16 protein-coding genes and 1 riboswitch are annotated in these 18,947 nt (G+C 37.7%); of the genes, 8 read left to right on the forward strand and 8 right to left on the reverse strand.

Going from position 1 to position 18,947, the window contains the following annotated elements; all coding sequences use genetic code 11:
* Window positions 1–41: 41 nt before the first annotated feature.
* A complete protein-coding gene (locus MS2017_RS03000; protein ID WP_122951217.1) occupies window positions 42–959 on the reverse strand; it encodes a PhoH family protein in 918 nt (305 codons plus the stop codon).
* Between the two features lie 253 nt (window positions 960–1,212).
* Between MS2017_RS03000 and MS2017_RS03005 the strand changes: the two genes are divergently transcribed.
* The 3 genes from MS2017_RS03005 to MS2017_RS03015 are packed head-to-tail and all read left to right on the forward strand — an operon-like array spanning window position 1,213 to window position 2,861.
* Window positions 1,213–1,719 carry a copper chaperone PCu(A)C gene (locus tag MS2017_RS03005; protein ID WP_071563378.1) on the forward strand — a complete coding sequence of 169 codons (507 nt, stop codon included), beginning with the start codon at window positions 1,213–1,215 and terminating at the stop codon, window positions 1,717–1,719.
* Between the two features lie 3 nt (window positions 1,720–1,722).
* Window positions 1,723–2,400 carry an SCO family protein gene (locus tag MS2017_RS03010; protein ID WP_071563377.1) on the forward strand — a complete coding sequence of 226 codons (678 nt, stop codon included), beginning with the start codon at window positions 1,723–1,725 and terminating at the stop codon, window positions 2,398–2,400.
* Window positions 2,397–2,861, forward strand: a complete 465-nt coding sequence (locus tag MS2017_RS03015) for a hypothetical protein (protein ID WP_071563376.1) — start codon at window positions 2,397–2,399, stop codon at window positions 2,859–2,861. Before MS2017_RS03010 ends, MS2017_RS03015 begins: the two co-directional genes overlap by 4 nt.
* Here the strand turns inward: MS2017_RS03015 and miaB are convergent.
* From miaB to metK, 7 genes are all read right to left on the reverse strand, one after another.
* Complete coding sequence (gene miaB, locus MS2017_RS03020) at window positions 2,850–4,172, reverse strand: tRNA (N6-isopentenyl adenosine(37)-C2)-methylthiotransferase MiaB (RefSeq protein WP_122951218.1); 1,323 nt, start codon at window positions 4,170–4,172, stop codon at window positions 2,850–2,852. The genes MS2017_RS03015 and miaB overlap by 12 nt on opposite strands.
* A complete protein-coding gene (locus MS2017_RS03025) occupies window positions 4,172–5,194 on the reverse strand; it encodes a mechanosensitive ion channel family protein (protein WP_122951219.1) in 1,023 nt (340 codons plus the stop codon). The genes miaB and MS2017_RS03025 overlap by 1 nt, the downstream gene beginning before the upstream one ends.
* Window position 5,195: 1 nt before the next feature.
* Window positions 5,196–5,702 carry a murein hydrolase activator EnvC family protein gene (locus MS2017_RS03030; protein WP_071563373.1) on the reverse strand — a complete coding sequence of 169 codons (507 nt, stop codon included), beginning with the start codon at window positions 5,700–5,702 and terminating at the stop codon, window positions 5,196–5,198.
* Complete coding sequence (locus MS2017_RS03035) at window positions 5,692–6,318, reverse strand: YqaA family protein (protein ID WP_122951220.1); 627 nt, start codon at window positions 6,316–6,318, stop codon at window positions 5,692–5,694. Before MS2017_RS03035 ends, MS2017_RS03030 begins: the two co-directional genes overlap by 11 nt.
* Window positions 6,272–7,171, reverse strand: coding sequence for a glycine--tRNA ligase subunit alpha (gene glyQ, locus MS2017_RS03040; protein WP_122951221.1), 900 nt, complete (start codon window positions 7,169–7,171; stop codon window positions 6,272–6,274). Before glyQ ends, MS2017_RS03035 begins: the two co-directional genes overlap by 47 nt.
* Window positions 7,172–7,333: 162 nt before the next feature.
* The gene (gene ahcY / locus MS2017_RS03045; protein ID WP_122951222.1) at window positions 7,334–8,704 is read right to left on the reverse strand and encodes an adenosylhomocysteinase; all 1,371 of its coding nucleotides are present in this window, start codon (window positions 8,702–8,704) and stop codon (window positions 7,334–7,336) included.
* 148 nt (window positions 8,705–8,852) lie between these two features.
* A riboswitch (S-adenosyl-L-homocysteine riboswitch) is annotated at window positions 8,853–8,923 on the reverse strand.
* A gap of 12 nt (window positions 8,924–8,935) precedes the next feature.
* Complete coding sequence (gene metK / locus MS2017_RS03050) at window positions 8,936–10,051, reverse strand: methionine adenosyltransferase (RefSeq protein ID WP_122951223.1); 1,116 nt, start codon at window positions 10,049–10,051, stop codon at window positions 8,936–8,938.
* A gap of 416 nt (window positions 10,052–10,467) precedes the next feature.
* Between metK and MS2017_RS03055 the strand changes: the two genes are divergently transcribed.
* The 5 genes from MS2017_RS03055 to MS2017_RS03070 all read left to right on the forward strand — a co-directional run bounded on the left by MS2017_RS03055 (window position 10,468) and on the right by MS2017_RS03070 (window position 18,893).
* On the forward strand, window positions 10,468–10,683 hold the full coding sequence (locus MS2017_RS03055; RefSeq protein WP_122951224.1) for a transposase: 216 nt from the start codon (window positions 10,468–10,470) through the stop codon (window positions 10,681–10,683).
* 481 nt (window positions 10,684–11,164) lie between these two features.
* Window positions 11,165–12,172, forward strand: a complete 1,008-nt coding sequence (locus tag MS2017_RS03060) for a hypothetical protein (RefSeq protein ID WP_122951225.1) — start codon at window positions 11,165–11,167, stop codon at window positions 12,170–12,172.
* A 43-nt stretch (window positions 12,173–12,215) separates the two neighbouring features.
* On the forward strand, window positions 12,216–12,410 hold the full coding sequence (locus MS2017_RS11120; RefSeq protein ID WP_164707589.1) for a hypothetical protein: 195 nt from the start codon (window positions 12,216–12,218) through the stop codon (window positions 12,408–12,410).
* A 125-nt stretch (window positions 12,411–12,535) separates the two neighbouring features.
* The gene (locus MS2017_RS03065) at window positions 12,536–17,041 is read left to right on the forward strand and encodes an FISUMP domain-containing protein (protein ID WP_122951226.1); all 4,506 of its coding nucleotides are present in this window, start codon (window positions 12,536–12,538) and stop codon (window positions 17,039–17,041) included.
* A 253-nt stretch (window positions 17,042–17,294) separates the two neighbouring features.
* Complete coding sequence (locus MS2017_RS03070; RefSeq protein ID WP_122951227.1) at window positions 17,295–18,893, forward strand: hypothetical protein; 1,599 nt, start codon at window positions 17,295–17,297, stop codon at window positions 18,891–18,893.
* Window positions 18,894–18,947: the final 54 nt, after the last annotated feature.

Raw genomic sequence — 18,947 nt, forward strand, 5'->3', positions numbered from 1 at the left:
TGCTAATTTGGCAAAAATTGAATTTTGCTAATCATCCATATTTATTCAAATTTTTCGTAAGCAGAAACAATGCGTTGCACGAGATTGTGGCGTACTACATCTTTGGTTTCAAAATAGCAGAAAGAAATTTTATCTTCGTGAGCCAATACTTTTGCGGCGTGAATGAGTCCAGATTGTTTTGGATTGGCTAGGTCAATTTGTGTTACATCGCCTGTAATGACCATTTTTGAGCCAAAGCCTAAGCGGGTTAAAAACATTTTCATTTGTGGGATGGTGGTATTTTGTGCTTCGTCTAAAATAATAAATGATTCATTTAAAGTGCGACCACGCATAAAGGCAAGTGGGGCGACTTCTATGATGTTTTTATTGAGTAATTTTTCCACTTTATCGAAGCCTAGCATTTCATATAAAGCATCATAAATGGGGCGTAAATAAGGGTCAACTTTTTCATTCATATCGCCGGGTAAAAATCCCAATTTTTCACCTGCTTCGACTGCGGGGCGAACCAAAACAATGCGACGCACGGCGGAATGCTCTAATGCCTCAACTGCGCGTGCTACTGCAAGATAGGTTTTTCCTGTGCCAGCGGGGCCAATGCCAAAGGTGCAATCTCTGTTTTGAATGTTTAAGACATATTTTTGCTGATTTAAATTTCTTATGTGGATGAACTTGCGTTTGGTTTTAATGTTAATCGTTTGTTCTGGTGAGTTTTCACGAGAATAGGTTTTGATTGCCATTTCCACATCGTGAATTTGAATGTTTTGGGTTGCGCTTAAGGTTGTTAAATCTTGCAATACTCGAGCGGCAATATGTGCGTTATCGCCTTTAATGACAAATGCTTCACCTTTGTTGTTCATTTCCACATTCAGGCTTTTGGCAATTGCCTCTAAATGTCTGTCAAATGAGCCGCAAATACCAGAGAGTTGCTCGCTACTGCTTATTTCAAGTGTAATATTCATGGGCGTTATTTTATCATCTACTGTGGCTATTTATAGCATTAAGAATGGATAAAATAATGTGGATAATATTATTTTCAATGTATGGCAGTGTAATTCCGCCTTAAAGGTGGCACAACTCTTTAGATGTCGTTTGGATAAACCAAAGAGGGTGCTTGTTGTTATTGACTACAAATATTAGTTAACATAGGTTATTTGCAAAATAATATTTATTCACTATAATGCGTTGGAGTTTTATATAGTAATTAGAGGAAAAATGAAAAAAATAACATTAAATTTAACGCTAACCTTATTGTCCTTATTGTTTGCCATTCAAGTGAATGCCATGACGCATAATAATGGGGAGCAGCATAATATGGATACCATTAGTATTCACAATCCATGGGTGCGTTCGGCGCCACCAAATGCACCAGCATTGGGTGCCTTTGTGGAAATTTATAATCATTCTGACAAAGACATTAAGTTATTGTCCGCTAGTGCTAGTGGATACAAGCGATTGGAATTACATCAGTCTGGACACAAGAACGGTATGATGACGATGGTTAGAAAAGATTTTGCACTGGTTCCTGCTCATGGTAAATTGGTTTTTAAACCGGGCAGTTGGCATGTAATGATGATTAAACCTGAGAAAGTGCCAAAAGAGGGTGGCGTGGTTGCGATTACATTCGCATTTGATAATGGCTTTTCTAAGACTGTAAATGCTATAGTGAAAAAAGCCAATATGATGAAAGCCAATATGACAATGAAAGACCACGGACATTAAACATTGAAAAAAATATCAATTACTGCCGCTGTTGTATTAGTTGCTATTGCACTTTATTTTTATAATTCTGATAAAAATTATCGTCATTTATTAGGTAAGCAACTAAAGGCTTCTTACATTTTAGACAACCCTAATAAGCCACTACCTAAATTCTCCTTGTTGGATCATAATCGCCAATTGTTTGACAATGAGCGTTTAAAACAAGGCTGGTCGTTGTTGTTATTTATCTATACGCATTGCCCTGATGTTTGCCCAACTGAACTGCTTGATATGGCACAGTTAAAAAGACTGATAACAGATGATAAAACCATGAATACGCCCGCCGTTGTGGCAATCACTTTTGACCCACTCAGAGATACGCCCGAGGTTTTGAAGGAATACATTACCCATTTTGATAAAGATTTTATTGGCGTGTCTGGCGACCAAGCGCAAATTGACCAACTTATTAAATCTTTTGGCGCTTATTATGAGCGAGTTATATACGATAAAAAAGGCAAGTCAATCACTTTGAAAGCGGGTGATAAATTACCTGAGGGCGCGCTTGAGGAGGGGTATGTTATTAACCATACCGCTTGGATTTATTTAATCAGTCCTAAGGGTGAAATTTTTGCTGGCTTCCCATCACCGCACAAGCCGAATGAGATGATGCAGGATATTAAGCTTATCATGGATTCCCTTTGAACTACAAACCTGTTATTGTTATTGCATTTGTCTTATTTGCATTTATTATTTTATTAGGCTATTTGGCGTTTAATTGGAATACTCAGAATATCAATTACTATCTTCAAGTTGATGATTGTCAAATAGACAAAACCAGTTGTCAAGTTAGACTTGATAAACACAGTTCTATTAAAATTAACATTTTACCAAGAGGCATTCCCAGCACTGGAAAACTAACTGTTTATATTGAGGAACAAGGTGATAAGCTTAATGAATCAAGTGTCTCTTTTGAGGCTATTGAAATTGACACGACTACGCCACAATATCGCTTATACAGGCAAACTGAGAATAGTTTTTCAGGTAGTGCTTTTTTAGCAATATGTTCATTGTCAAAACAAAGTTGGATAACACATCTCTTTGTTAAAAAAGGCAATGAAACTTGGGAAATTTCACTCCCATTTAGCAAGCAATTAGAGAACTAACTCTCCGATAAGCGAATTGCCTCGTGCATCAGTGATTTTAACATCAACAATTTGACCAATTAAAGATGCATCACCTTTAAAATGCATATTACGCATATTTTCAGTGCGTCCAAACAAGTTGTTGTCTTTTTTTGCTTTATTTTCCACTAGAACTTTTTGCACACTGCCAATCATTGCTTTAGAAATGGTTTCTGTAGATTCGTCAATGGTTTTTTGCACCAGTGCAAGACGCTCTTTTTTAACCGTCATATCAACATCATCGGGATAACTGGCTGCGGGCGTACCAGGACGGGCAGAGTAAATAAAACTGAATGATTTGTCAAATGTAATGTCGTTAATCAGTGCCATTGTGTTGTTAAAATCTTCATCGGTTTCTCCGGGAAAACCAATAATGAAATCTGAAGAGATGGAAATATCAGGGCGAATTTTGCGTAATTTCCTAATCTTTGATTTGTATTCAAGTGCGGTATGCCCGCGCTTCATTAAAGTTAAAATTTTATCGGAGCCACTTTGAATAGGCAAGTGTAAATGTGAAACCAACTCAGGCACTTCGGCATAAGCCTGAATAAGACTGTCGCTGAACTCAACAGGATGTGAAGTGGTGTAGCGAATCCTATCAATGCCGTCAATTTGAGCCACAATGTTAATTAACAGTGCCAAATCAGCCATTTCATCATCCTCCATTTTTCCTTGATAAGCATTGACATTTTGCCCTAATAAGTTCACTTCTCTTACCCCTTGATTGGCCAATATTTGCACCTCATTAATGACATCGTTAAAAGGGCGGGACACTTCTTCGCCTCGAGTGTAAGGCACGACGCAAAAGGTGCAGTATTTAGAGCATCCTTCCATGATAGAAACAAAGGCGCTTACGCCGTTGGTTTTTGGTTCAGGCAGATGGTCAAATTTTTCAATTTCTGGAAATGAAATATCAATGCTGGTTTGTTTGTTAAGGGCATTACTCAGCATATTTGGTAATCTATGTAAGGTTTGTGGGCCAAAGATAATATCAACGAAAGGCGCGCGCTTAAGAATGAGTTCCCCTTCTTGTGAAGCGACACAGCCGCCTACACCGATAATTAAATTGGGATTTTTTTCTTTAAATTTGCGCCATCGACCAAGTTGGTGAAACAGTTTTTCTTGTGCTTTTTCTCGAATAGAGCAGGTATTGAGTAGCAACACATCGGCTTCAAGTGCATCATTGGTTAACACTAAGCCGTGTGAGTGTTTTAACACATCAATCATTTTTTGACTGTCGTATTCATTCATTTGACAGCCGAAAGTGCGAATATATAATTTAGATGAGGGCATTACTTTTGAATATGTAGTGTTTGTGTTGGGTAAGCGATTTCTGCCCCATGTTCAGCAATAATATCTGCAACGCTAAGTAATATTTTTTGCTTAATCTGCTGGTATTCATTTTTATTGACAGTTTTGGTAAAGGCATAAATATTAAAATCCAGCGATGAAGCGTTAAAATAATTGAAAAACACACGCAATGGTTGAGATTGGTCAATTTCTTTGTGGGCTTTTAGCATTGTTTCTACTTCTGTGACAATAATAGGCATTTGTGCAATGTCATCATAGCGAATGCCAATCACTTCATTGATACGGCGATTGGTCATACGCGATGGCGTTTCAATTGGAATTGATGCAAAAATTGAATTAGGAATATAAACAGGGTTTTTGCTAAAAGTACGAATGCGCGTCATACGCCAGCCGATTTTTTCGACCGTACCTTCAAATTCTTTAGAGCGAATCCAATCTCCGACTGAAAAAGGTCTGTCCATTTGCAACAACAGACCGCCGAAAACATTTGACAGCATATCTTTAGCGGCAAAACCCATAACCACGCCACCCACGCCACCAAAAGTAAGTAAACTGGAAATGGAAAAACCAAAGTGTTGTGCAATACCAAGTGCAATAGAAACAATAAGCAGTAATTTAACCAAGCGGGAAATCATTCTTATTGAGTCTTTGTTGATGTTAGCATTGCGTGAAAGCAGATAAGCCTCAGTGTTGGATATTGCCCGTAATACCCCCCAGGTAATGATAAAGATTGGTGTAATATCAATGTAACCAACCACTTTTTTTAGCGATGTAATGTCTTCTTTAAATATATTAATGGAAAAATAAATCCAGCCAAACCAAACCAAAACTTTGAGCGGTGCAGAAATGGATTTAATTAAATAATCGTCTAATTGATTTTTGGTTTTACTGGCGTGAAGGGTTAATTTCTTAAGTGATAATTTTAAGGCAAAGTGTGCAATAAAGGCTATGGCGAATAAAATACCAGCAATTTCATAAGGTTTTAAGTGTTGTAAAAATTCCATATTATTTTAGATAATTAAGTGGGTTAATAAGTGTGCCAAATTTTTTCATTTCAAGATAAAAATAATCTTTTCCAGCCAGTGCAATAATTTGTCCTTTTTTTACTTCATCGCCATTTGCTACTTTTAGCGTTTGATTGTGTGCATAAGAACTGTAAAAACCTAATGGATGTTTGATAGTAATCATTTTTCCACGATCTTTCATTTTATCACTATAGGTTACAACGCCATCACGAATAGCACGCACTGGTTGATTAAAATAGGTGTTAAAGGTTAAGCCCTGATGTTCTTTAGAGAAGAATTTAATGATTTCGCCAGCAACAGGAATGGGTTCATGGTTTTTTGCCATGGTTTTTTTTGCATTATCCTCATCAGAAGAATGTGTAATGGCATTAACACCTTCTTGAGCAGTTGACCTGTCAATCACCACCACTGGCTTGCTAGTTTTGCTAGTAAAGCAACCAGATAGCGCCATAGAAATAACCGTAATAATAATTAATTTATTTAACATACCAAACTCCTAGTGCAATAATAACAATCAAAAGATAACCCAAACGGTCAATGTATTTTTTTAGCCAAACATCACAAGTGTTGCCAAATTTTTTAATAAGAAATGCCACTAAGAAAAATCGTGCACCTCGTGCTAAAAATGAAATTAGTATAAACGGTAAGAGCACCATATTGGAAATACCTGCACCAATTGTAAATATTTTGTACGGCATCGGGGAAAAACCTGCAATGGCAACAATCCAAATACCATATTCTTCAAACCATTGTTTGATAGCATCAAGCTTATCCACATAATGCAGTTTAACCAAGAGTGGCTGGATAGTGTCTATCAATAATGCACCCAAGAAATAACCAACCACACCGCCCAGCACGGATAAAACTGTGCAAATCAAGGCAAAACGATAAGCACTATTGGGTTTTCTTAATACCATAGGCGCAAGCAGGGCATCAGGTGGTGGATAGGGCAAAATGAAAGATTCTACAAAACTTATCAGTGCAAGCCAGTAAATGGCATACTTACTTTGTGCCCAATCTAATGTTGTCTGATAAAGTTTGGAGAAAATTTTCACCTTAGTCTTTCTTGACCATGGGAAAACCCAGCGCTTGTCGAGAATCATAATATGCCTTAGCCACTTTTTGACTCATTGAACGCACTCGACGGATAAAACGCGCTCTATCAGTAACGCTAATTGCATGTCGTGCATCAAGCAAATTAAACAAGTGCGATGCCTTCATTACTTGCTCGTAAGCGGGGTAGGGTAGTGCTTCATCGATTAACCTTTCATTCATCGCCTCAGCTTCGTCAAATTGTTTAAACAAAACTTCGGTATCAGCAATTTCAAAATTATACTTAGACTGCTCTACTTCGTTTTGATGAAATACATCGCCATAACTCACGCCATCAACCCACACCAAATCATATACACTGTCCACACCCTGTAAATACATCGCCAAACGCTCAAGCCCGTAAGTCAACTCACCCGAAACAGGCTTACACGGCAATCCGCCAATTTGTTGAAAATAAGTGAATTGAGAAACTTCCATGCCATTCAGCCAAATTTCCCAACCCAATCCCCAAGCACCAAGCGTGGGTGATTCCCAGTTATCTTCAACAAAACGCACATCATGCTTCGTTAAGTCAATGCCAATTTCCGTTAAAGATTCCAAATACAAATCTTGAATATTTTTAGGCGACGGCTTAAGTAATACTTGAAATTGATAATAATGTTGCAAACGGTTTGGATTTTCCCCGTAACGCCCATCAGTCGGGCGACGAGAGGGTTGCACATAAGCCGCCTTCCAAGGTTCGGGCCCAATTGCCCTTAAAAAAGTGGCAGGGTGAAAAGTCCCTGCCCCCATTTCCATATCAAAAGGTTGTAGTAAGGTACAACCTTTTGACGCCCAAAATGATTGTAATTTTAGAATTAAGTTCTGAAATGAAGTTGTTGCATCTAAATCTTGTAATGACATATTAAGACAATAAAAATAAAGTAAATTTTACCTTGAGACCTTTGCATAAATATGGATTCTTGACGATTATTCATATTTATGCAAAGGTCTCACTTTATGCCATTTTCAAGCATAAAATAAACACCCTGTTAAGTTTTACTTGAAAATGCAAAGTAAAAGCCTTTAATACTTATAACTTTCAGGTTTAAATGGCCCCTCTTTAGGGACATTGATGTAATCAGCCTGAGCACTTGTCATGGTCGTAAGCACACCACCAAAACCGCCAACCATACCTAGAGCCACTTCTTCATCAAGTTTTTTAGGCAACACTTCAACATAAATATCACCACCTTTGTCGGCAAATTTTGCATCAAACAAATGCATTTGCGCTAAAACTTGGTTGGCAAATGAGCCATCCATAATACGGCTTGGGTGTCCTGTGGCATTACCCAAATTTACCAAGCGACCTTCGGATAATAAAATCAGGTAATCATTTTTGTTGTTTGTTCTAAAGATACGGTGAACTTGGGGCTTAACCTCATCCCAACGCCAATTGTCACGCATATATTGAGTGTCAATTTCATTGTCAAAATGCCCAATATTACAAACCACGGCACCTGATTTAAGGGTTTGTAGCATAGCATTGTCACACACATTAATATTGCCTGTGGTAGTAACAATTAAATCAGTGGTGCCTAATAAGCCTATATTGATACCGTCAATTGAATTGGTGTTAATGCCGTCAATATAAGGGGACACAATTTCAAAACCATCCATACACGCTTGCATGGCACAAATCGGGTCAATTTCGCTGATTTTAACAATCATCCCTTCTTGTCGTAGAGATTGTGCAGACCCTTTGCCAACATCACCATAGCCAATGACCAGTGCTTTTTTGCCTGACATTAGCATATCGGTGCCTCGTTTAATGGCATCGTTTAACGAGTGGCGACAACCGTATTTGTTGTCATTTTTTGATTTGGTAATGGAGTCGTTGACATTAATAGCAGGGACTTTAAGTGAGCCTTCTTGCATCATTTCTAATAAACGATGAACGCCTGTTGTGGTTTCTTCGCTAATACCATGAATGTTTTGTAGCATTTCTGGGTATTTTTCATGCAACATTTGCGTTAAATCACCGCCATCATCAAGCACCATATTGGCTGCCCAAGGTTTGTCGTTATCCAAAATGGTTTGCTCAATACACCATAAAAATTCTTCCTCTGTTTCCCCTTTCCAGGCAAAAGTTGGAATATCAGCTGCCACCATTGCTGCTGCCGCATGGTCTTGTGTTGAAAAAATATTACAACTTGACCAGCGAACTTGCGCACCTAAATCAACCAATGTTTCCATTAAAACAGCGGTTTGAATAGTCATGTGAATGCAACCGAGAATTTTGGCATCTTTTAGAGGTTGTGTGCTTTGATATTTTGTTCGTAGTGCCATCAGTGCAGGCATTTCCGCTTCTGCAAGTTCTATTTCTTTACGACCGTAATCAGCCAGCGTCATGTCAGCGACTTTGTAATCGCCCTTATTTAGTGTGTTGTTGCTCATTTTATACTCCTAATGGGTAAGTTGTTTGGTGTGAGTCCGTTACGATTTAAGGATGTTGAAAAAGAAGGCGTCTCTTGCAAATAAAAAAGCACCTGTCTCTACCTTCTCTTCAATCGTAATAACCACAAAAAAAACTTACAAATTTAAAAAAAGATGAGCGCCGTTTTGATTTGCCAAGCCTGATTGAAAATTTTTTCCAATGCAACGCCCCTTGGCATATTGTCAAATATTTTACTTGATTTTTTCCCAACTAATGTTAGTTTCTGTGCGACCAAAATGCCCATAAGCAGCAGTTTGTTGATAAATAGGGCGCTTTAAATCCAGCATAGTGATCAAACCTTTGGGGCGCAAATCAAAATCTGCATTAACAAATTCTTCAATCTCTGCCACAGGCATTTTTTCCGTGCCAAAAGTTTCAATGCTGATTGAAGTCGGCTGTGCCACGCCAATTGCATAAGACACTTGAATTTCGCATTTATCTGCCATACCAGCAGCCACAATATTTTTTGCCACATAGCGTGTGGCATACGCTGCACTTCTGTCCACTTTTGAAGGGTCTTTGCCTGAAAAAGCACCGCCCCCATGTCGTGCCATACCACCGTAAGTATCAACAATAATTTTACGCCCCGTTAAACCCGCATCTCCCACAGGGCCACCGATAACGAAAGCACCCGTTGGGTTAATGTGGTATTGGGTTTTGTCGCTTAACCATTTGGCAGGTAGAATGGCTTTAATAATTTCTTCCATAATCGCTTCTTTAAGGTCTGCTTGGGTAATGTCGCCATCATGCTGAGTGGACAAAACCACCGCATCAATGCCAACCACTTTGCCTTCCTTGTAAACGCAAGAAACTTGCGCTTTGGCATCAGGGCGTAACCACGCTAATTTGCCACTCAACATTAAATCCGCTTGTTTTTTAACCAAGTGATGTGCGTAAGTAATCGGTGCTGGCATCAAAATTTCAGTTTCATTGCAAGCATAGCCAAACATCAAGCCTTGGTCGCCCGCACCTTGTTCATGGTCGTCAAATTCATCAACTCCCATGGCAATTTCTGGTGATTGTTCACCCAGTAAATTGGTGATTTTGCAAGTGTTACCTGTAAAACCATATTCTTCTTTGGTGTAACCAATGCTGTTAATAGTATCTCGCACAATTCTGTCGTAATCGACAGAAGCAGTGGTGGTAATTTCACCTGCCAACACCACATCATTGTCTTTAACCAAAGTTTCACAAGCCACACGAGCATTTTTATCTTGCGTTAAAATCGCATCTAATATGGCATCAGAAACTTGGTCGCAAACTTTATCGGGATGTCCGGCAGAAACGGACTCAGAGGTGAAAATCATTTTTATTCTCCTAAAAAATATAAAAAACCCCTGTAAAGCGGGGTTTCAAAGGAAAACCTACTTTAGCTTGTTTTAGTTACCGTGGTAACAACGCTAGCAATCGGGCAAATCAGCGTGTATAAAAATAGGAAATTATACAGAGGTCTGGATTGAAAAAATTATTTCACACATAATATTTTCTTCTTTTTTATGTAGAGACCTTTGCATAAATATGAATAATCATCAAAAATCCTCGCTTCACCCACTTGGTAATTTTTTAAACCCAGCCTTAGCCCTGCTAGGACAAGGTTTAAGAAAATTACCAAGTGGGTAAAAATTGAATTTTGCTAATCATCCATATTTATGCAAAGGTCTCATATTATTTCTGATACAGCAGTATTTTTTCCAACATAAACGGCGGTTGAACTGGTAAACAAATGAGTCATTGGCATAAATTACGCAATAAAGCAATCAGCAAAAGAAGGTTTGTGGTTGAACGCACCTTTGGTACGCTCAAACGCACTTATGGTTTGGCAAGAAGTCGTTATATTGGTTTAGAGAAAGTTGCCAGCGAAGTTAATCTTAAAGCTATTGCTTATAATCTAGTTAGAGCGGCGAATGTTTATATTAACAAGGGATTAAATACAACTTAGGGATTATTGTGTCTTCTTTGTGGAAACATTAACTTAAATAGAGTAAAAAATGAGCGATTTATAGTTGATATTGATGATTTTTTTAATGAAAGTTGGGTTTTATATGTTTTTTGACTTTGAAAAGTCAAAAATTGAGGGTTTTGATGGTTGGCTTTAGGATGTTATGCAGGGGTCTTAAATGGTATTGTTTGCACAAAGGTCTCTAGTGTTTGCTTGTAACAAAGAGTGCGGTTATTTTCGTATATTCACCGTTGATTGAAATATTTTTTTTGATTGAAACCATTGCGCCATCTAGGTTTGCTGTATTTTAATTTATATTTTAAAATCGATAGACATTCAAACATTAATTGATGTAAAATCAGTTTACTTCATAAATATACTATTGGATTTACCCTTTTTTCAAAGGGCGTTGAATTAATAAACATAAAGCCATATAATTTGGTAAAGATTACATTGTTATGGTTTGTCATTAAGGATGACCATGAAAACAATAAAGTTAAGTGCCTTAAGTTTGTTGCTTTTCAGTAGTTTTAATGTATTAGGCGACTCAACTACTGAATGCCGTGCAAGAGACCAAAGTATTATTCCAAATTCTTCCTACAAGAGTGCGACATCATGTGTCTGTAAAACTGGATATAGTGGGCGTATTACTGGAGACTCCTCTAGTGGTTTTTTAGGAGCGTGCACCCTTGTCGAAGACTCTGCAGGTATATCATCAGCTGTATGGGTTACTTCTATCGTTGCAATAGGGTTTACAAGTCTTACAGGTCTTGCTACTGCTGCTGGTTATTACATTTATAGAGTCAAAATAGCGAAATTAAGTGCAAATTCTGAGATGAATGAGTTAGGAGGAGATATTCAATCCATTGCCAATGATGAAGCGATTGTCAATGATGGAGCGTCAGGGAGTTCTATTGATTCCATATATTCTCTCGCCTCTCCAATTGAGCGCACTAATTACGATCTTTACGACCTCCCTACTAATTTTCCATCAAGAGCTGATAATATGGTAGAAGGAGATTATGATCTAGCAAGACCTATAGATGAATTGTCTATTGAAGGACATTATGCAGAACCCAAAGATATATTTTTAGATGAAAGCCATTATGCGACCCCCTATGAAGAATCACTTTCAACTGGATTGCCCAATCCAGCAGAGGCTTCCCTGCCTAATGATTATCTATATGCCACAGTAAGCAAGAAAAAATTTATACCTGAGTTGGAATTCCAAGATTCAGGTGAGGAAATAGATTCAGGAGGACTTGGAGAGCAAGTGAAAGATGTTCAAGAGCATATTATTGAAGATACCAAGATAAGTGAAGAAGGTACTGGAGAAATAGAAGAGGCGGGGGCGTATTTTGAAGGTCAGACAATTTCTAACCCCAATATTGCCAATGTTGTTCCAACAAATGACATTATCACTGATCCTGAATACCAAAGTGTGAGTGGGCAGAATAAAACACAAGATGACTTAGGGGGGTGTGAATAGCGCCTTAAATCTAAAGCAAGTATTTAGAGACCTTTGCATAAATATGAATAATCATCAAGAATCCTCGTTTCACCCACTTGGTAATTTTTTAAACCCAGCCTTAGCCCTGCTAGGACAAGGTTTAAGAAAATCACCAAGTGGGCAAAAATTGAATTTTGCTAATCATCCATATTTATGCAAAGGTCTCATTTGGTTATTCATTGGATTTAATGTAATACATAAACGAAGTAACACATAAGCGAAAAAAGTAATGCAAACTTGATAAGGCTGTGATATTAAAAAAAGCCTTTTTTTTAAAATTACGATGTAATTTTAATTTTTTTTAACAAAGATAGTTTTACTATTTATAACAGAGATTAACTTATGCAAACAACTAAGACACTAATTATTGGTTTATTTATTTATGGATTATCAAATATTGGCATATCAGCAAAATCATTGGAAGACCCGCTCTATTCTAATGTTGCGGCACATCAATCTAAAATACCTGCTGCACTAACAGACTCTTTTGGCGATATCTTTGGTTCAGTACCAAATAACACGCCTTCTGCCTCAAAGTCAACACCAACATCAGACAATACTTCTGACGCCAATATACCTTCTAAAGTATTTGTATCAAGTATGTTTAGCAATCGTGATATATATGTAGAATTTCTTAAACATCTACACACATCGTTAGCACTTAATGATAACTTTAAGGCGCTTAACGATTTTTTAAGCACAAAGTGTTCCGATAAATGTAATATACGATCAATTTTTGCTGTACTTAATAAATTAAGAACTGAGAATTTGTTTTTTTGGATTGGAAAATATCGCACCACTTTGAAATTTAATGATCGAGGCCAAACATTCACAGTTTTTATCACAAATGGTGCCAAGGTTAACAACGGCAAGGTTGCGGATGGCTCTGTTTTTATAAACAATATACCTATTTATAATGCCACATTTAAAAATAGGCAATTAACTTGGAACTACGACACTGGTTCAATATTGTCTAACAGTTCCAAAGGTGATCTCACTTTTGCCGATATTTTTGTTAAAGATTCTTATATTGGTCATAATTTTTTAGGCACATTGATGGTGAACAGTAAGATCACAGGAAAAGAGGAGAGTTATAGATTTACAGGTTTTTCTCGCATTTGGACGCCAACTAAATTATCAGCAAGAAAGAGGAGCGGTTCAAAAAATAAGTCAAATAACAAATCGGGGAGCGCCTCAGGGAGTACCTCAGGAAGTGAATCAGAAGGTGCTTTAAGGGCAGGAAACGACCCAGGAAATAGCTCGGGTTTTGGTTCGAATATTAGTTACCACCCAAAACCAATGGGTGTTGGCATGATTAATTACAAAACCCATCTTTTTGGCTCACAAGTATGGACTGTGGAAAATATGCGTCATTTCCCAACCAAACTTATGACGGGTATTTTTACTGGGGACAGCAATGATATCAAATATTATGAATGGGCTTCTGCCATGGATGAAGAGGTTGAAGAGGGATCACAAGGCATCTGTGCATCAGGCTGGCGCATTCCAACAGATGCAGATTGGAAAAAATTAGAAAGTTATTTCAAAATGAGTCCAGTTCAGCAAAATAAAAATAATACTTATCGTGGCAAGGATCAGGCCAGTATGCTCAATCAAGGTTGGTTTAACGCTGAATTATTAGGGTTTTTTAGAGACAATAACTTGCAAGAAAAAGGTAAAAAAGTTTACTTTGTCAGCTCTAGCAAATCCACAAAGGCAGGGCATTTTATTGGTCGTAAAATATCAACTGTGCCTGTATCTGCTATGCGTTTTGTGCTGATCAAGAAAGCCACTCCTGGACAAATGGCAATAGGCGAAGTGGAGGTAATGTATCAGGGCAGGAACATTGCACGCCATAAAAAAGTGACAGTTCACGCAGGTAAGGCATACACCCTTTTCCACTCTTTGCTTCCTGACTCTCCTTCCTCTTGGGTAGATGCAAAAGACATCGTTGATGGTAATGTAAACACTGGTTTTTTAAGTGATAATAGCTCAAGTAACGGATGGGTGACTATTGATTTGGGTGCAGAGTATAGAATTGAGAGCATCAAAATTAAAGACTTAATTCACCAATCCAAGCGTATTCCAGCCAAAGAATTGGCTATTTTTACCTCTAAAAAAGCAATAAATGCCTATGAAACAATACAAGAACTCAGGACTAACCCTGAGATTGAGAGTGTTGGAGTTAGTATGATGAGGCCTTCAAGCGACCCTGATCATCATTTTATTATTACTGACATAACACTAGATTTGTGGCGTGGTGATATAGACAACAGTATTGGCTCTAGTGTGCGTTGTATTCAAAACGACATTATTCCAAATTTAGTCGCCCCCAGTATTGAAAACAATATCAAGATTGGCGAACGGATAAAACCTATTGTGATTTTGGATTTTGCACCCGGTGTGATTAACAAGTGGTCAATCAGTCCAGCACTTGATAATGGTTTGGTATTTGACACTAAAACAGGCACAATTTCAGGCACCCCTAACAAACTTCAAATGAGAAAAAAATATACAGTTACTGCCACCAATGACAAAGGCCCAAATTTTATTGATGTGTATATTACGATTTTACCAATATTGATTGATAACATTGAAGTGTCAGGTAATGATGTTCTGGTAGTCGGTAAAAGCACTCAGCTTAGTGCTACTATCAGTCCTAGCAATGCCAGCAATAAAACCCTTTCATGGTTGGCAAATGACACAGTAAGTATTGACAATAAAACGGGTGAAGTGACTGGACTTAAAGAAGGTATTGCCAGTATCAGAGCTATTTCTAACAATGGTCTTGTAGTCGGCAGATTTGAAATACTGGTTGTTGATTCACAAACCATTGTTTTTGATAAAAAACCTTATAAAGTTATTTTATCCGAAGCAACGGGAAAAATTTGGTTAGATAGAAACCTAGGTGCATCTCAAGTTTGTAAAACTGTCAAAGATGCTGATTGCTATGGCGATTTATATCAATGGGGCAGGGGTAGAGATGGGCATCAGTCTAGAGCGTATATGGGAAAAACCACAACTTTGGCAAGTAGTATCACCCCTAACAATAGCAATTTTATAATTAGTACAGCTGATAAAGTCAATGACATTGGCTTTTTTCTCACACTTAATAGAGGCGATTGGACAGCAGTAGGTGTTGATGATTCAGGCGACAAAAGGATGGCAGTTTGGGGTAAAACTGGCGTTAATAACATTTGTCCAGCAAACTTTAGGGTGCCAACTTCAAATGAATTAAAGGCTGAAATTGAGGCAAGCACAGCAGCTGGAAAAACAGGTATAAATACTTTATTGAAATTGCCATTAAGTGGTAATCGCAATAGCGAGGGCGAGTTAAAAGATTTTGATTACAAAGGTTTTTATTGGGCCAAAAGCTCAGATAGTCTTGAACTTGATGACAATGGCGATGTCTCCTTCCCAAAAAAGGATCGCATTCAAGGTCTTAGTGTGCGTTGTATAAAATATATTAAACCCACTGTCCCCATTATTGTCCCTAGTGTTGAACAGTTAACTGTTCAAATTGGCGAAAGTATCACACCGATTACCTTTGCTAATTTTGGTGCCAATGTTACCCAATGGTTCATCACTAAGAAGTCGCTTGCTAATGTTGATAATATTAGTGCTAATGCTAATAACCCATTTTCAATGATAGAAAATAAGGTAATGGGCAATGTTGACAATAGCAGCCTTGCCAGTGGATTGTCTTTTGACAGTCATACTGGCACAATTTCAGGCAGAGCAAATAACATAACATTAAGAATCTACTATGAAATTACTGCTACTAACAGTTTTGGCACAGATTCTGCGATAGTTAGTATTGCTGTGAATCCTTTGCCTGTGCCTGTTACCAGTATTCAACTTAGTCATAATGCCATACAAATAGAAGGCAAGAGCGTTCTTAAAGTAGGAGAGTCTATCCAACTTAGCGCTGGAATCACCCCTGGTAACGCCACCAATCAAGGTGTTTTGTGGTCGGTAAATTCTAATCATGTAACCATGTCTAAATCAAAAGGTACAGCCACGCTTACAGGTGTTAGCACTGGTGTGGTAGAACTTTATGCCACTTCTCTAGATGGGGGAGGTGCGTTTGCTAAACTCACTATTCATATTGTTGAAAAAATATTTAAAGGAAAAATTTATAATACAGTTGTTTCAGTGAAAAATCGAATGTGGCTAGATAGGAATCTAGGCGCAAGTCAAGTTTGCATTGACGCTAGAGACAGTGAATGTTATGGCGATTTGTATCAATTTGGACGACCCGACGATGGACACCAAAGACGCATAAACACAAATATTCAGTATAAGCAAGCAAAGACTATTAAGCCAAATGAAAATACATTTTTTGTAAATGAAGATGTGCCTCAGGTTACGACGACTTCTGTTACTACAACGGACAAGGCGACCCTAAATCCGTTCACATGGTTTGGCGCCTCTACAACGACAAAAGTTACCGTGACAACTCGACCACCCAAAGGAGACTGGACAGTGGCTGATAAAGAGAGAACTAATCGCGCTAATTTTTGGTCTGACAGTAGTGGCAACGGCATTTGCCCAACTGGTTTTAGAGTGCCCACACCATCAGAACTAATAGAAGAGGCGTTGAATACTAGACGCCTTAGACACTTAGGCCCCTTAAGGCTTCCAATGGCAGGCAAACGCCATTTGTATGATGGTGTCATAAAAAATGAAGGAACTGTAGGGAGTTATTGGAGTCAAACATATGTAGAACATCAATTTCCGAAAGCTATGTCATTTTATCTTTTAGCAGGGAACACGAATTTATATATTAGCACTGAAGGCGATGCTAATGGTTATAGTGTTCGTTGTATAGCAGATTTACAGGAATGATTACCTCAATAACATCAATATCCTTGATAGCAATAACAAAGTACATAGGAAGTTTTGTCCACGAAAGATTTTTTTATGGGAGATTTACAAGGAATCTGTGCAAAAAATTGGCACATTACTGCGCTTGATTAAAAAGTGAATAATATTTAGTTTTTGAAATAAGTATTACCTATCAGAAATTAGAGGACACAAGGTAAAAGATAGATTGTAAGCATTAAAAAAAGCATTTTGCATTTAAAGAAGGGGATATTTTATGACATTAACAAAATTTAATTTTTCAACACTAATTTTTAGTGCTTTATTGACATTTAATATTAACGCTGATATGTGTGTGCCAGAAAATGATGAATTTGATGAGCAAATATCACAACAAGAAGGCATTGATCCACCCATCGAAGAGGACAGTATTCCCACAGAAAGCGAGTATATTGAGGCGATTGATAAAAATCTCAGTTCAGCATCAGAAGAAACGGTTGAAATTCTAGATGAAGTTGTCACAGAGACGGCTGTAATAACGCTAAAGAGCGTAGGAGAGGTTTTGACCGCTATTACCGTGGTTGCGTTGCTGGGAATAACGGCTTATGAGATATTTAAAGTCCTTAAAGCCCCTAACACAACAGTTATGCAAAAAGTAGATGCCATAACTTTGGATGTGGCTAGTCTAATTCCTGGTGTTGGACTCGTCATTATGATAGTTAAAGATTTTGGTCTTTCACCAGGCGATCGGGCAAGAAAAAAAATTGATGATTCTATACATGCCATTGCCAATGAACATTCTTATGCCGTGGTTAGCCAAGAGGTTGCCAATCTAAACGCACGCATATTGCAGATCGAAGAGCAACTCACAAAAACAATAAATGACACAGCTATTGCAACGAAAATTCGAGCTGGTATTGACGATATGTTGCTTCGTTATTATTCACAAAAATATTTGTCATCTGCCAAAAAAATTCGAGATTTTTTACCACAAACTTATGCAAAGCAATGGATGGAAGCCTCTCCGAAATTTATCAGTCTAGATGCCGCTCTTGAGGGGGTAGTTAAAGGGGAAGAAAGAACCTTGCCCAGTGTTATTTCTAGTCAAACTCTCAAACTTTGTGGCGTTAATGACACCACTAATTTTCTAAGTTTTAGAAACAAATCTTCCAGTCAAATAAAAAGCTGTTTAGAGGGTATCTTTTATGATTATAAAGCTCATTTTAGCACCTACTCTTTAAGTGATACTATTACAATCAGCACGCTTGATACCACGAAAACCCCTAATGAAAAAGTTATTCAAGATACGACGCTTGGTAACTTTTTATCCTCTTATGCAAAAGCTTATAATCATTTTTTAAGTAATATCAAACTCATCCATATCAGCGGTATTCAAAAAGAAAGAACAAGGGTGGGAAGAGAGATTTGTCTTAAGCGCAAAACTTCCGGAATAGATTTTTTGAAAAAATCGAAAAAAGAGCTTCAAAGCATGGCAAAAACTATGTTTCAAGAGGAGCATAATCTTAATAGTAATAATCAAAACAAGAGTGAACTTTGCAACTTTAAAGGTAAGTATTGGTGCGCATACCTCAAGTATGACCCCTCTAAAGACACTACACTCCTCCCTATATTATCTAAAGTGGACAAGTTGAGGGTGTTAATAGATGACGCCCATAACGACTGTCTTGAGGATGCTCATAACGACAAGGTTGCTGATGTTAAGTTTATTCGTGCTATGAATAATGATCGTTTTTATCCTATGCTTGGAAAAAACGATACCGCCAAGTTATTTGTTGATCTATTTCGTGGTGTTAAATCACACCTTATGTTTTCTGTTAGAAAAAAGGCAAAAATATTTCATGAAAGCAAACGATAAAAACAGTATATGGCAGACCCAATTCCACGACATCGTTGTATAAAAAATGATTAT

The organism is Bathymodiolus thermophilus thioautotrophic gill symbiont (genome assembly GCF_003711265.1).
Classification (GTDB): Bacteria; Pseudomonadota; Gammaproteobacteria; order PS1; family Pseudothioglobaceae; genus Thiodubiliella.